Source organism: Sodalinema gerasimenkoae IPPAS B-353, from assembly GCF_009846485.1.
GTDB lineage: Bacteria > Cyanobacteriota > Cyanobacteriia > Cyanobacteriales > Geitlerinemataceae > Sodalinema > Sodalinema gerasimenkoae.
The window spans coordinates 2,078,375-2,092,156 of record NZ_ML776472.1 but is presented as its reverse complement, the minus strand read 5'-3'; the positions used below and the strand labels follow the sequence as shown (position 1 = coordinate 2,092,156).

The 13,782-nt window shown below is 54.1% G+C and carries 13 protein-coding genes and 3 pseudogenes; 2 read left to right on the top strand and 14 right to left on the bottom strand.

Annotation, left to right across the window (positions count from 1 at the left end; translation table 11 throughout):
• Positions 1 to 42: 42 nt before the first annotated feature.
• A complete protein-coding gene (locus tag L855_RS09050; RefSeq protein ID WP_159787041.1) occupies positions 43 to 534 on the bottom strand; it encodes a GNAT family N-acetyltransferase in 492 nt (163 codons plus the stop codon).
• Positions 527 to 1,588 carry a D-alanine--D-alanine ligase family protein gene (locus L855_RS09045; RefSeq protein ID WP_159787038.1) on the bottom strand — a complete coding sequence of 354 codons (1,062 nt, stop codon included), beginning with the start codon at positions 1,586 to 1,588 and terminating at the stop codon, positions 527 to 529. Before L855_RS09045 ends, L855_RS09050 begins: the two co-directional genes overlap by 8 nt.
• 18 nt (positions 1,589 to 1,606) lie before the next feature.
• On the opposite strand from L855_RS09045, the gene L855_RS09040 reads away from it, so the two are divergent.
• Both L855_RS09040 and petC read left to right on the top strand, forming a co-directional pair.
• A complete protein-coding gene (locus L855_RS09040) occupies positions 1,607 to 2,239 on the top strand; it encodes a hypothetical protein (protein WP_159787035.1) in 633 nt (210 codons plus the stop codon).
• A 66-nt stretch (positions 2,240 to 2,305) separates the two neighbouring features.
• Positions 2,306 to 4,054 carry a cytochrome b6-f complex iron-sulfur subunit gene (petC, locus tag L855_RS22795; protein ID WP_159787032.1) on the top strand — a complete coding sequence of 583 codons (1,749 nt, stop codon included), beginning with the start codon at positions 2,306 to 2,308 and terminating at the stop codon, positions 4,052 to 4,054.
• Positions 4,055 to 4,327: 273 nt separating this feature from the next.
• On the opposite strand, the gene L855_RS09030 is transcribed toward petC, so the two are convergent.
• The 12 genes and pseudogenes from L855_RS09030 to L855_RS21770 all read right to left on the bottom strand — a co-directional run.
• Positions 4,328 to 5,686 (bottom strand): C39 family peptidase, encoded by a 1,359-nt coding sequence (locus L855_RS09030; RefSeq protein ID WP_159787029.1) that lies wholly within the window; start codon positions 5,684 to 5,686, stop codon positions 4,328 to 4,330.
• A gap of 125 nt (positions 5,687 to 5,811) precedes the next feature.
• Positions 5,812 to 7,029 carry a hypothetical protein gene (locus L855_RS09025; protein ID WP_159787026.1) on the bottom strand — a complete coding sequence of 406 codons (1,218 nt, stop codon included), beginning with the start codon at positions 7,027 to 7,029 and terminating at the stop codon, positions 5,812 to 5,814.
• Between the two features lie 101 nt (positions 7,030 to 7,130).
• Positions 7,131 to 7,565 carry a peroxiredoxin gene (locus L855_RS09020; protein WP_159787023.1) on the bottom strand — a complete coding sequence of 145 codons (435 nt, stop codon included), beginning with the start codon at positions 7,563 to 7,565 and terminating at the stop codon, positions 7,131 to 7,133.
• 84 nt (positions 7,566 to 7,649) lie between these two features.
• Positions 7,650 to 8,717: a DUF4384 domain-containing protein gene (locus L855_RS09015; RefSeq protein ID WP_159787020.1), complete on the bottom strand. Its 1,068-nt coding sequence runs from the start codon at positions 8,715 to 8,717 to the stop codon at positions 7,650 to 7,652.
• Positions 8,718 to 8,786: 69 nt separating this feature from the next.
• A complete protein-coding gene (locus tag L855_RS09010; protein ID WP_159787017.1) occupies positions 8,787 to 9,242 on the bottom strand; it encodes a hypothetical protein in 456 nt (151 codons plus the stop codon).
• Positions 9,243 to 9,352: 110 nt separating this feature from the next.
• A complete protein-coding gene (locus L855_RS09005) occupies positions 9,353 to 10,069 on the bottom strand; it encodes a caspase family protein (RefSeq protein ID WP_159787014.1) in 717 nt (238 codons plus the stop codon).
• A 201-nt stretch (positions 10,070 to 10,270) separates the two neighbouring features.
• Positions 10,271 to 11,608, bottom strand: coding sequence for a CHAT domain-containing protein (locus L855_RS09000; RefSeq protein ID WP_159787011.1), 1,338 nt, complete (start codon positions 11,606 to 11,608; stop codon positions 10,271 to 10,273).
• 53 nt (positions 11,609 to 11,661) lie between these two features.
• Positions 11,662 to 11,841, bottom strand: coding sequence for a hypothetical protein (locus tag L855_RS21785; RefSeq protein WP_246198779.1), 180 nt, complete (start codon positions 11,839 to 11,841; stop codon positions 11,662 to 11,664).
• Between the two features lie 231 nt (positions 11,842 to 12,072).
• Positions 12,073 to 12,171 (bottom strand): annotated as a pseudogene (locus L855_RS21780) (tetratricopeptide repeat protein); the annotation flags it as partial.
• Positions 12,172 to 12,193: 22 nt separating this feature from the next.
• A complete protein-coding gene (locus tag L855_RS21775; protein WP_425500603.1) occupies positions 12,194 to 12,676 on the bottom strand; it encodes a tetratricopeptide repeat protein in 483 nt (160 codons plus the stop codon).
• Positions 12,659 to 12,865 (bottom strand): annotated as a pseudogene (locus L855_RS22790) (tetratricopeptide repeat protein); the annotation flags it as partial. The gene L855_RS21775 and the pseudogene L855_RS22790, both read right to left, overlap by 18 nt.
• Before the next feature lie 89 nt (positions 12,866 to 12,954).
• Positions 12,955 to 13,701 (bottom strand): annotated as a pseudogene (locus tag L855_RS21770) (tetratricopeptide repeat protein); the annotation flags it as partial.
• Between the last annotated feature and the right edge of the window lie 81 nt (positions 13,702 to 13,782).

Below are 13,782 nucleotides of genomic sequence, written 5' to 3'. Positions count from 1 at the left end.
CAAGATATGTACCCAGTTAAACGAGAGGCGAGTTGGGAGTGCTCAGGGTTGGGGGAGGGTTTTCGAGTAGATGCGATCGCACCTGGCCGTCTCTACCCCAGTTGCCGGGAGATAGTTGTGTCGTTCATAAAACTGAACCGCTTCCTTAAGAACCGTGGCAGTCTCCACCCAGATGGTGTGGAAGCCTCGCCGTTGGATTTCCGCTTCTAATTGTTGCAGGAGAAAGGTTCCTAAGCCTCGGCCGCGGACAGCAGGGAGCAGGTACATTTTTCGTAATTCTACCGCGCGATCGCCCCGAGACACCGGGTAAAACCCCGCCGTTCCCACCAGAGTCTCCCCCTGTTCAACGACCCAAAACCCCCCTCCAGTTTCGAGATAGAAGCGTTCCACTTCCACCACATCGCGATCGGCCCCCGTCGGTTCCCAGCCGAGGCCATATTCCAAGAGAACCGAAGCAATCAGGCGGCCGGCCGGAATGCGATCGCCCTTTTGCCACTCTCGGATTCTAAAGTCTAAATACTCTCCTTCAACCATCAGCTTTTTCTAACGCGAAACCAATTAACTGATGCACCAACTCAGGAAAGGGGATCCCCGTCGCTTGCCACAATTGGGGATACATACTGGTGGCCGTAAAGCCGGGGAGGGTGTTGATCTCATTTAGGAAAATCTCCCCCGTCTCCTCCTGATAGAAGAAGTCTACCCGAGATAACCCCGACGCATCGACAGCGGTAAAGGCTTGGGCCGCTAACTCGCGAATCTGTTGGGCAATCGTATCGGGGAGGGGGGCGGGAATCAATAAATCTGCCTGGCCCGCTGTATATTTTGTCTCATAGTCGTAAAAATCGCTCTGAAAGCGAATCTCACCAATCACCGAGACGCGGGGATTGTCGGTTCCGAGGACAGCACATTCAACTTCGCGGGCGTTGGGAACAGCGGCCTCGACGATGATGCGGCGATCGTAACTGGCGGCACTATCTAAGGCGGCTTCAAACTCACCGCGCGATCGCACCTTAGAAATACCCACCGAGGAGCCTAAATTGGCGGGTTTGACAAAACAGGGATAGCCTAACGCCGCGTCAATCTCATCACAGAGTTTAGGAAACACACAAGGATTAGACCAAATCTCATGACGGCAAATCTGCCGATAAGCCACTTGAGGAAGTCCCGCCTGGGCAAAGGCCGACTTCATGGCCAGCTTATCCATCCCCACCGCCGAACCGAGAACCCCTGATCCCACAAAAGGCACTTGCATCAACTGCAATAACCCTTGAATCGTCCCATCTTCCCCATTGGGGCCATGGAGAATCGGGAACCACACCGTCATCTCGGCAGCTTCTGGAGGAAATGACCAAAGATTGACCTTATCCCCTTCCTCGGGACTCAGAGGCTGTCCCGAGTCCAAAATCCTTTGGGCCACATCCGGGCCATGCCAACCTCCATCCTTACTGATATAAAAGGGATAGACAGCATAACGACTGGCATTGTCAGCCGAACCAAGAGCCTGGGCGATCGCCCTTGCGGAGAAAATTGACACCTCATGTTCCCCGGAACGTCCGCCAAATAGCAGTCCCACCTGTTGTTTCGTCATACCCTCAAGACCTCCACTATGAAAACACATTGGCTCACCGCGATAATTGTACCGGCTGTTCTGGGACTTTGCTGGTTTCCTACAGCACCCTTGAGGGCAACCCCACCCTCAACCCCTTGTTCCAACGAAAACCCCGAACCTCCTTCCCCAGAACGTCAGGATGTGGTCATCCCCCGCCATGACCTACGCTTCGAGATTCCGCAGAACTACGAGAGCATCCTAGAAGAGTACCCTGGAGAGGAGGAGGCACTCTGGATTCATATCCGTAACCCAACCGATGTGGCCTTTCTCAACTGTGCGATCGAACATCGTCTTATCGGCGCAGGCCATCAGGTCTCCGATGTTATGGTCAAGGTTGAACCTCGTCCAGGGGATATGCAGCAAATTGACGATATCCTAACCTCAAGCCCTCATCATAGAATCCGGGATGTTACCCCAATCCACATCGCTGGAGAGGAAGCGATCACTTGGATTGAACTCTCTTCAACAGCCTATGCCTACGTAACCTATAATGCTGCCCTGTTACATCCCGATGGTGAGCATTTGATTCGTATTTTCGTCGGTAACTATGGAATGACCATCGCCCCCCAAGATGTCCAAGTACTAGAAATGGTGATGGAGTCGTTCGCCTTCCCGAGGATTTCTCCCTGATGGAAATGCCCGTGAGCCACCCTGAAAATCTGTTATAACAGGGGTAGGTGGTTCATGTAGGACAGAATGGCTCCCAACCCCAAGATTATGGAAGCGGTAGAAGGACTCAACTACCGCGTCACCGTCGGCGACGTCGCTAGTCAAGCCGGCCTCGATGTTAACTTAGCTCAGAAAGGGTTATTGGCCTTGGCCTCCGATGCCAACGCTCATCTACAGGTTGCCGAGACGGGTGATATTGTCTATGACTTCCCTCGCAACTTCCGCAACATTCTGCGGGGGAAGTTCCTACGTCTGCGGTTTCAGGCTTGGTGGGAGAAGGTGTGGAATGTTCTGTTCTATCTCATCCGCATCTCCTTCGGAACCCTGCTGATTGTCTCGATTATTCTCATTTTTGTGGCGATTACGATTATTATCGTAGCCCTCAACTCCAACCGCGATAGCAACAGCAGCAGCAGTCGTAGTAGTAGCCGTAGCGGTGGCGGCGGATTTTTCTTTATTCCTCGCTTCTGGATTGGCGATCTCTTCTGGTTTTATGACCCCAATCCCAGTCGCAGTCGCAATCGGAAACGCAAGGCCAGGACGGCGGGTCAAAGTGATTCTGAGATGAACTTCCTAGAGGCGGTGTTTTCCTTCCTGTTTGGGGATGGAAACCCGAATGCTGATTTAGAGGAACGCCGCTGGAAAGATATTGCTCAGGTGATTCGTAATCACAATGGGGTGGTGGTTGCTGAGCAAATTGCTCCCTATTTGGATGATTTGGGCAATCAGTTTGCTCGGGAAACAGAAGATTATATGATTCCCGTCTTGTCCAAGTTTGACGGTTCCCCAGAAGTGAGTCCGGAAGGGGAGTTAGTATATCGCTTCCCAGAATTGCAGGTTACGGCGAAGCAACAGCGTCGTAAACCAGTCGAAACCTATTTGACGGAATCTCCTTGGACGTTTAGTCAAGCCGATTCGGGTCAAATTTCGATGTCCATTGGTTTGGGATCGGTGAACATTATTGGCGGCGGAGTTTTAGGGGTTCTCTTACAAAATGAAGAGTTGGTCGCGGAGTTAGGCGGCTTGGTGGCGTTTGTGGACTCCATTTATTGGCTTTTGATTGCCTATGGGGTTGCCTTTTTGACGGTTCCCCTGGTGCGTTATTTCTGGATTAAACGGCGCAATCAGAAGGTTCAACGGCGTAATGCTGAACGTCAGGAACGGGCCCTGGAGTTTGAACGCATCGAACCCCAATTACGACCCAAACTGGACTATGCTCGTCAGTTTGCACAACAAACGGCCATTGGTACAGATGACCTCGCCTATACCACAGAAAAGGATGTTCGTCAGTTGCTCAATTTTCTGACAGGTGCAACCGTCGCAGTGGCGGCGGGAGGTGCCGCCTATCCGGCCCTGCGCTACTTCGTCCCGCCCCAAGAGGGTGATGGGAGCGGTACGATTGTCGCCAAGGATCAATTAGGCAATCCCATCCCCGCCCAACAGATTCTCAGCGAACCTCCGGGAACCCGAGCCTTGATTGCTGGACTGGCTGGGGAACCCACCTATCTGACGGTAGACGCTGACGGCAGCCTCAATTCCATGGCCATTGTTGACAACTGTACCCATCTCGGCTGCACGTTCCCCTGGAATGCCAGCGCCGGCCAGTTTCAATGCCCCTGTCATGGCTCACGCTATAACGAGCAGGGCAATGTGCTACGGGGGCCAGCGAATCGCCCCTTGAAAATTGCTCATGTTGAGGTGAAGGGCGATCGCATCTGGTTATCTCCTTGGACAGAAACTGACCCCCGCACCGGAGAACGGCCCTGGTGGGTCTAATTGGCAAGTCATACCAATTTTCGGAAGTCATGCCATAGATGTCTGTAGGGGCGAACGGTGTTCGCCGAGCGATAGTCGAGGTGCTGTTCGCCCTCCTCGGTGTCAGATGTATAGCAAGCATTTTAAAAAATGGTATCAATTGGGATAGATAAAGTGGGCCCAGAGGTCTCCATCTCGACCACATTTATCTAACAAGAAACCATTGGGATAGAATAACCGCGCCCCATAGGTATCCCGATAACCCCAGTTCCGTAACGGGGTCCCTAGTAACTGTTAATTGGGCCTCCGAGTATAGCCAATCACCGTCACCACGTGGCCCGTGGCGGTGAAGTAGCCGGGCAAGACTACGGGACGACCTTCGGCAATCTCTTTGTCAATTTCGGCCCAACGCCGCCGGGTACTAAAGTTAGTGCGAAATCCATAGGCCCGAATCACCGCTGATAACGCCCCATGGTCGGTTTGGCCGCCAATGCCATAACGGCGCACAATCCATTGAAATAACTCATCAGAGAGGAGTCGCCGCACCGTCGGCCGGACCCCGTAGTAGTACAAGACCATGGCCGCTGAGGTGGGGTTACAGGTGGCCCAGGAATACTCAGGATTGTCCCGTTGGGAGAAATAGGGAACATTCAGTTCCTTGCGACTTGGGAGGGCGGCTGGTGGGGGGGTTGGGGGAGCTGGAGGTGGGAATAACTCCACCCCATCGGCTCCTCGTCGCACCCAGACATGATCGGCAAACAGATAGCCGGTGTTGCCATATCCGGGTAATTCCTCCGTTAAGGCCACTCGCACATGCTTGGACTCGGGGTGTGTTTGGTAACTGCTGACCCCATAGACGCGACCGAGGGGCAGGGTGACTCGGTCATTGCTGTTGAGTTCACTACTGGGGATAGGACGACGTTTAAGGACGGTTTGCTGACGCATGGTCACCGTCAGGGCTTCCGGGTCGTAGGGAAGAGATTTACCATCGCGAATCAGTTCTACATGTTGCCAGAAGATATAGCCGATATTGCCAAATCCGGGGATGGATTCCGTTAGGGTGACTCGGAAATGACCGGCGATGGAAGCGTAGCCGCGAATGCGAAAGGTTTGTCCTTTGAGTAAGCGGGCTTTAACGTTAGCGGGGAGGGTATCCTGGGGTTCGGTGGAGGTTTTGATATAGGTATTGTGGGTGACCAGGAGTTGGGCTTGGGCGGGAACCTCCGGCAGATTGCTCACTTGGAAGACGAAGGGGCGATCGCCCTTACGCAATTCCACATGAGGCTCGAAGAGATAGCCAAATGAGCCGATGGGACTTAGGGGGTTTGTCAGGCGAACTTGCAGATGGCCGTCAATATAGGCGTATTGTTCTACCTGGACTTCTAATCCCTCTTGTAGTTGCAGTTTTTGACCATCTCCAAGGCTGGCACTATCGCGGGGAGCCACTTTAAACCAGGTTTGTCGGCGAGTTTTCAGGGTGAGGGGTTCGCCGAGGGTTTCGGAGTCGGTGGTGACGGTGATATAGATGATTTGGTTGTGAACCGTGGCCCCGTTGGCATTGGTTCCCCGCAAACGTAGCCAACGCAACCCCTCATCCTGAAAGCCATTGTCGAGTTTCACCTGCCAGGTTCCCTGACTAGCGTTGAGGGTCACGGGAAGGGAGAATTTATCTTCGGCGACGACGGAGATGGAGTTAACTTGGTTGCGATCTGTTGAGGGTCACGGGAAGGGAGAATTTATCTTCGGCGACGACGGAGATGGAGTTAACTTGGTTGCGATCAAAGCGTCCGGTGAGGGTGGTTGAGGTTTTGACTAAGACCTCGTTCGGACCGGTGTAGTTTAGGGTTGGGTAAGCGTCCGGTGAGGGTGGTTGAGGTTTTGACTAAGACCTCGTTCGGACCGGTGTAGTTTAGGGTTGGGGCGATGAGGAAGGGTCGTCCGCTCTTTTGAAATTCAACAAAGTCCGGGGAGACATAACCGGTTTGACCAAATCCCGGGAAATTCTCAGTTAAGGTCAGTTTGAGATAGCTGGCTTCCCATTCATACCGTTGAACCCCGTAGATGCGGGTGGGGGGGAGGCTGACTTTTTCAGAATCGGAGAGGGTGGCACTATCGGCGGGTCGTTTCTTAAAGTGGGTTTCCCGCAAAATGGTCATCACCACTTGGTTGGGGTCAAAGGCCAGCCAGGTGGAGTCCTGGTTAATGCGGACATGGAGGTTATAGAGAAACCCACTGTTGCCAAAGCCGGGAATGGCCATGTCATCAACGAGGCTGACTCGGTAATGACCACTGACACAGGCGTAGCCCCGAATGAAAAAGACTTGTCCTTTGAGGAGTTCTGCTTGCTGGCCCGGGGAAAGGAGGGTGGAACTTTCGGGGATTTGTTTAATTCGGGTGTCGTGGGTGACCCACAGTAGCAAGGTTCCCGAAGGGGGTTCGGGGAGGCTGGCTTCGGTGAAGTAGAAGGGTAAACCGCCCACTTCTAAGCGGGTGTGGGGTTCGTAGAGATAGCCGAAGGTTCCAACGGGCGATCGCCGTGACTCCAGTTCCACCCCGAGGTGATTCCCCTCTAGGGTATAGCGACGCAGCCGTAGGGTTTCCCCAGCTTCGAGGCGAATTTTTTGATGGTCAGCCAGTTGGTTGCTTTGGCTGGGGGCCGCTTTAAACCAGGTACGCTGTTTTAGGGTGAGTTTGAGGTCATCCGCCTCAATCAGGGGCTTTTGACTGACGGTGACATGGAAGGTGCGATCGCCCACCACCTGGCCATCACTATTGGTTCCCTTAAGGCGAAACCAACGAATCCCGGCTTGATTGAAGCCATTATTGAGTTGAACTCGCCACAAGCCCTCACTGGCGTTCACTGTGACGGGGAGGGGGAAGCGATCCTCCGCTGCTACCGAAACTTTGGCAATTTGTTGTGGGTTATAAGTCCCCTCCAACACCGTTGGCGTGTTGATGAGGACTTGTTGGGGAGTGAGATAGGTTAAAACACCCATAGGAAAGGGGAAGAATCAAAGGCTTGCTACATTCTAACGCCCGAGTCTTCCCCTTTCTCGTAAATTTGATGTTGCGCGGGTCAATCCGTCAACAGGTGGCCCTAGGCAACGCTGCTGAGAATGTCTTTGGCATGGTTGGCGGTATCGACTTTATCAAAGACTTGGATGATTTTGCCTTCACCGTCGATGATGTAGGTGACGCGTTTGGAATAGCCGCCGCCCTCGACATCATAGGCGCGAGTCACGGTTCCATCGGCATCGGCCACCAGTTGGAAAGGTAGGCCATATTTCTCGGTGAACTGCTTGTGAGAGGCTTCGTCATCCATGCTCACCCCTAAAACCACCATATCTTTACCTTGGATTTCGGCATAGGCATCACGGAACCCTTGGGCTTCTTTGGTGCAACCGGGGGTGTCATCTTTGGGGTAGAAGTACAGCACCACGGTTTTACCTTTGAACTGAGACAGGGTAATGGTGTCTCCGTTGGTGTCTTTGGCGGTGAAATCGGGGGCAGTGGAGCCAACAGCGAGAGTCATATAGGGATCTCCTTACATTTCTTCATATATCTGTTGGTATCCTAACATTGATGACTGGTTGGGGGACAAGGGGGGAAAACCCGATCAGGGGTCAACAATTTCAATCATGGTAGATAAGGCCGCCATCTGATTAACGTTAACGGCATTGCGGGCCGTGCGAACTTCAATATCTCCTCGGCTATAGCGGTTCATGTCCGTCAACAGCGCCTCTACCACATTCAGAGAGTCCTCATCCCTTAACGCCAGGGGAGAGCGGCTGGCTAGGCCCGTTTCTCCGGCGATGCGTGCAATGGCGCGGAGAGCATCCCGCAGGGGACGGGTGCTGGCAATGGTCAGGATTTCCACATAGCCACGGCCCGTTAGACAGAGGTGAAAGTCACCACTGGGATTGGTGCAATAGTTGCGTTGAGGATTACGGTTTCCCTCATGTTCGGGAGCGATTAGGGATTGCCCTGAAGTGAGGCGAGCCGCTTGTTCTGGGGCATCCCAATCGTTGGGATAGAGGACGGTAATGCGACCACTACTGCCGATCGCCAGCAGGCTGACATAGAGATCGCGATCTTCGTGATTGGTCACGTGAATCAGCACTTCTGACCCGGAGGGTAAGCGATTGAGGTCATGCTCTTGGTGTTGAACCACTAAATCACGACTGCCGCGAGTTCCACTACGGGCCAGGGTTTGGTTGTTTTGGGCCACTTCGACTTGCACCTCTAAGTTGAGGTTGGAGGTGTCACTGTTGAGGACTGAGCCGAGAATCTGTCCCGCCAGGAGCAGTTGAAAGCGGGGAACGAGACGGTTCGCGGCGGCGGCGATGGATTCGTTGGGCTGACCGAAGCTTTGGGGGATGGGAACCAGTCCTCGGGTAAACAGGCCAATGCTTGCCAGTTGTGAGATGTCCCTTGACCCTTGTTCGACGGCTAGAGCTTGGGCGGTACGGGTCATGCGACCGATGAGAAAATGGGGAGTTTCGCCGCTATCGAGGGGGACCGGGTCAACTTGTCGAATTTGCTGGAGGAGCGATCGCATCTCATCGAGGTCATTTTCTAAGGAGGGGTCCAGTCCCAGGCGTAGGCTCAACTCTGGAGGAACACCTCGCACCCGTTCTCGCAGCAGTAGTCCCGCCTGGGGGAGAGAGCGGGCCTCACCCTGCACGATGCCATAGCCGCGCAACCCGTCCCGTCGCGTCTGTAGTTAAACGCGGTCAAGGACGGGAACTCGTAGTTATCGGCCAAACACTGCCCCTTCCTCAAAGGCCTCCAAACTCTGGGACGACACCCCCCCCAGCCAGAAACTGATTTCCCCATTCTCCTCTCCCAAGACAACGGCTTCCGCTGGTGGGGTTTGCGGGGTGAGGAAATAGACAGGTTTTTGGTCATGAGTACTGCCTGGGGCAACGGCAAAGACAGGGGCCTGTTGAACCCCGGAACTATTCGCCACATCCCGAGCACTGCGAGATAAATCCACAAAGACCCGTTGTAGGGGCAAACTTCCCGGCTGTTGCCACAAATAGCGAGTCAGGCTATAGGTGAAGGCTCCGGCGAAGAAACGACCCGCACCGCGACCGAAGGAGGCATCAGCGGCAAGTTGATTGGCTTGAGCGGAGCCAACAGCTACCCCTTTGGCGATACCCTCGGTGCGTCGCTGTTTCAACTCGGCGTTTGGCTTGAGCGGAGCCAACAGCTACCCCTTTGGCGATACCCTCGGTGCGTCGCTGTTTCAACTCGGCGGCAGACAAGTCAAGACGACTCATCCAGGTCTCTTGAGTCATCAGTTCTTGCTCACTAGGGTCAGGATAGCTCAGACAAGTCAAGACGACTCATCCAGGTCTCTTGAGTCATCAGTTCTTGCTCACTAGGGTCAGGATAGCCGTCACCGAAGCGAGATTCAAGGGCGCGGAAGCGGATGTCACCTCGGGTTCCGCCCCCGGAATGGCAACTGTCGAGCATAACGGTGACCTGGTCTGTGTTCAGGGCGGACATGAGTAGAAATAGGGTTTTGCCCATAATGTCGTTCGCCGAGTTCGGGTTGCGACCCAGACGACCATCATAGGGAACCATGGTTCCGTTGTAGCCTTGAACGCCCTGATAGCGAGGGTCTGGGGGCAGAGGAATTGGGTCTGGGTCACGAACTAAGGCTCCATGACCCGAGAAGTGAAACACCACCACATCCCCCGGTTGAGCTTGGTCGATGAGGTGGGACTCAAAGGCATCGAGGAGGTTAGCGCGGCTGGCGTTTTCATCGCTGAGGGTGAGGATATCCTGGGGATTGAAGCCAAAGCGATGCACCAGTAACTCCCGCTGCATCTCCACATCCGTCACACAGCCTCGCAGGGGAGCAATGCCTAGGGGATAGCGGTTGATGCCCACCAAGAGGGCTAATTTGCGGGAGGTGGGTTGAGCGAGGACTCGGTTGAGGCGATCGCCCTGTCGAGCGAGGTCCCACTGACTGAGGGCGATCGCCCCCAACGCCCCACCAGCCCCCTGAAGAAAATAACGACGTTTCATAATTGACCTCTGTAATACCCGTAAATTAATCCGTGAACGTTTAAATCAAACCCCTTCCCATCGGAACGAAAAATCCCCTCCAGGGAGGGGTGCCCGAAGGGCGGGGTGGGTTCTTCGGGCTGTCAGTACTCACCTCACCCCTAGCCCCTCCCTGGAGAACCCACCCCTAGCCCCTCCCTGGAGGGGAGAACCCAGCCTCCCTCAATCCATCGCCGTCCACTGCCCCGAAAACAGGAACGACGCCCAATAATAGGGATGCGCCCCCCGACTGAGCCAGTCCAACTGCACCTCCCGCAACGCCTCACTCCGTCCCTCCCCGGCCAACAACCGTTGATAATAATCCCCCATCAAATCCGCCGTCTCCTCATCCGCCACCTTCCACAAACTCATCAACTGACTCTCGGCCCCCGCCATCACAAACGCTCGCCGCAAGCCATAAACCCCCTCACCATTAGCCACATCCCCCACTCCCGTCTCACAAGCACTCATCACCACCAAACGAGTCCCCCGCAAATCCAATCCCACCACTTCCAAAGCCGTCAACACTCCATCTTCTCCCTCACTGTCTCGGGTATTAAATCCAGCAAATGCCAAACCTGAGCGCAAAAGTGGATTCTCACTGCTGGTAGGACGGTCACTGGGAGGCGCAACAAAACTCCCGAACCCTCCCGCCGTCACTAACTCAATCTCCCCCCGAGTGAAATCCGTCATCGGCTGAGGCGGTACAAACTCCACATCCTGGAGGAAGAAACCATGAGTGGCTAAATGGAGAATACTGGGAGCCTGAACCTGTTTGAGAGCATTTTCCGTCGCCTCGGCTTCCGTGAGAACAATGGGATTATCTAGCAGGGGAGCAATGGCCTCCACCTCCCGCTGAGTCCCCGGCAGTTTTCCAAACTGTAAATCCTCTATCTCCATTGACCGTTGAGACTCTCCCCGAGTTGCCTGTGCTACCTGCATCACCGCAGAGGTATCGGCATCATCATAATTAGGATTGGCAAACAACACTGGTGGTTGACGACTGGGGCGGGGATTTTGCAGGCGTAACAAGTCTCGTCCAGTCGTTAAATGAGTCAATTGATAGGATTCCACCAAATAACGATTCTCTTCATCCACCAGTGCGGCAAAGGGAATCAAGTTCAGTTGACCATCAGGAGACAGGAGTAGATGGGTTGCATCCCCCAGTAGAGGACGAATGGGAGCCATCAGCAATTCATCGAGTTGTCGTCCAGTAGTTTGGACTCGTTGCTCGGAGTTAGGAACCTGAGTGGCATTGAGGAAGGCAAAGGCAGCATTGTCGATGGTTTCGGCATCTCCTAAGTCCACCCATTGAGGGTCGCCGGAGGCATGGAGGATATAGGCGGCGTAGCGGGGGGATTCCCAGTTGTTGGAGGTAAAGTCAAGGGGCGAATATTGCACCAGTTCCACCAAAGCAGCATCTCTGGGAATCAAAGCCTGAACCGCCTCGATTTCCACAGGTTCCGTTGCCACTCGGAACTCAGCACTACGACGGGATAAGTCATTTTCCAACTGTTCCACTCGTTGACGCAGGGCGTCTATCTCAGAGCGATAAATGTCAGGGTCTTGGTCACCTAAACCGGCATAGAGGCGAGTCGCAAGTTGAGTTTGGGCGTTGGTGTACTCGTCCAGAAGGGGAGTCTACCGGCATAGAGGCGAGTCGCAAGTTGAGTTTGGGCGTTGGTGTACTCGTCCAGAAGGGGAGTCAGTTCCGGGCTGAGATTGTCTCGTAGTAGTTGTTGTGTCTCGGTCACGGCATCGAGGATGCGTCCTTTGCGGCGCAGGACTGTGGTTAGAGCCAGACGTGCAGCCCCAGGATGGTCTAGGGCATCTTGAAGATGGAGGGAGAGAGTTTGGTGAGTTCTGCCGGTTAGGGTGGCAACATAGGCTTGTTTTCGGGCTTCTGAGCCGATGGCGAGATTCTGGGCTAGGTTAGTTTCTTCAATTTCTAGGCCCCGTTGCAGGAAACTCAGGCTTTGGGATGTATCTCCTTGGGCTTGGTAGAGTACTGCGAAATTATTGAGGCTGGCGGCGACATGAGGGTGAGACTCTCCCAGGGCGGTTTCTCGGATTTCCAGGGAGCGGAGGAAGAGAGGTTCGGCGGCATCATAGTTTCCCTGGTTTCAGGGCGGTTTCTCGGATTTCCAGGGAGCGGAGGAAGAGAGGTTCGGCGGCATCATAGTTTCCCTGGTTACTGTAGAGTAGAGCCAAATTATTGAGGCTTTGGGCCACATCGGGGTGAGACTCTCCCAAAGTGGTTTCTCGGATTTCAAGAGAGCGGTACAAGAGAGGTTCAGCAGCGCTATGGTTGCCTTGATCGCTGTAAATTTGTGACAAATTATTGAGGATTTGTGCAACATGGGGATGAAACTCGCCGAAAGTCGTTTCGAAAATCTCAAGAGAGCGTTTTAAGAGAGGTTCTGCGGCACTATAGTTTCCCTGGTTACGGTAGAGTAGAGCCAAATTATTGAGGCTGGTGGCAACGGAGGGGTGAGACTCTCCCAAAGTGGTTTCTCGGATTTCAAGAGAGCGGTACAAGAGAGGTTCAGCAGCGCTGTAGTTTCCTTTATGACTGTAAAGCTGTGACAAATCATTGAGAATAGTGGTAACAAGAGGGTGAGACTCTCCCAGGGCAGTTTCAGCAACCTCTAGGGCACGACGGTAGAGAGGTTCAGCGACATTATAGTTTCCTTGGAGAAGGTGGAGATTTGCCAGACCATTGAGACTTTGGGCGACATCAGGGTGAAACTCTCCCAGGGTGGTTTCTCGGATTTCCAGGGACCGGAGGACGAGGGGTTCGGCGGCATTATAGTTTCTCCCAGGGTGGTTTCTCGGATTTCCAGGGACCGGAGGACGAGGGGTTCGGCGGCATTATAGTTTCCCTGGCTCCAGTAGAGTGCGGCCAAACCCATGAGGCTTTGGGCGACATCAGGGTGAGACTCTCCCAGGGTGGTTTCTCGGATTTCCAGGGACCGGAGGACGAGGGGTTCGGCGGCATTATAGTTTCCCTGGCTCCAGTAGAGTGCGGCCAAACCCATGAGGCTTTGGGCGACATCAGGGTGAGACTCTCCCAGGGTGGTTTCTCGGATTTCCAGAGACCGGAGGAGGAGAGGTTCGGCAGCGTTATAGTTTCCCTGGCCCCAGTAGAGTGCGGCCAAACCCATGAGGCTTTGGGCGACATCAGGGTGAGACTCTCCCAGGGTGGTTTCTCCCAGGGTGGTTTCTCGGATTTCCAGGGACCGGAGGACGAGGGGTTCGGCGGCATTATAGTTTCCCTGGTTCCAGTAGAGTTCTGCCAAACCCATGAGGCTTTGGGCGACATCAGGGTGAGACTCTCCCAAAGTAGTTTCTCGGATTTCTAGGGCGCGACGGTAGAGAGGTTCGGCGGTACTATAGTATGCCTGGGCGTGGTAGAGTGCTGCCAAACTATTGAGGCTTTGGGCGACATCAGGATGAGACTCTCCCAAAGTGGTTTCTCGGATTTCTAGAGCCTGTTGTGCTATGGGAATAGCTTCCTGGTAACGACCTTCTTCGTATAGTTCTGTTGCTTCCTCGTTGAGACGATGGGCTTCTTCTAATAACTCCGCCCGCTCAAGGTCAGAAGATGTTGCCATTTGTGCCGTCAGTCTATAATCTCCAATTTCTTCCCCTTGTGCAGAAGTGGCAGTAATCTCATAAACCTCCGTCCTTGGCAA